General features: G+C 30.0%; 1 protein-coding gene. It reads left to right on the top strand.

The annotated features are described in order from the left end of the window. Positions 1-230, top strand: a 230-nt coding sequence (locus SB786_RS37985; RefSeq protein ID WP_410731810.1) for a hypothetical protein, incomplete at both ends; no start/stop codon positions are given.

Genomic DNA, 230 nt, shown 5'->3' with positions numbered 1-230 from the left:
AAAAAAGGAAATTATACAATTGCATATGCTACAAAACTGTATTGGCCGATAATATCTTATAAAAGGATAGAATATAATTACAATGGAGAAAATAAAAATTTTGAAGCTACAAATATCTATGCGTTAGATCCGAAGGTTATAATACCTGCAAGATATTTGGTGCAATTTTCATTGGAAGACCATTCTTTTTCAACTATTTATCCAAGTATACCTGTGCCGGACAGTATAAG

Source organism: Burkholderia sp. SIMBA_062 (genome assembly GCF_046534765.1).
Classification (GTDB): Bacteria; Pseudomonadota; Gammaproteobacteria; order Burkholderiales; family Burkholderiaceae; genus Burkholderia; species Burkholderia ambifaria.
Note: the sequence above shows the minus strand (reverse complement) of the source record. Positions and strands in the feature narration are given on the sequence as shown.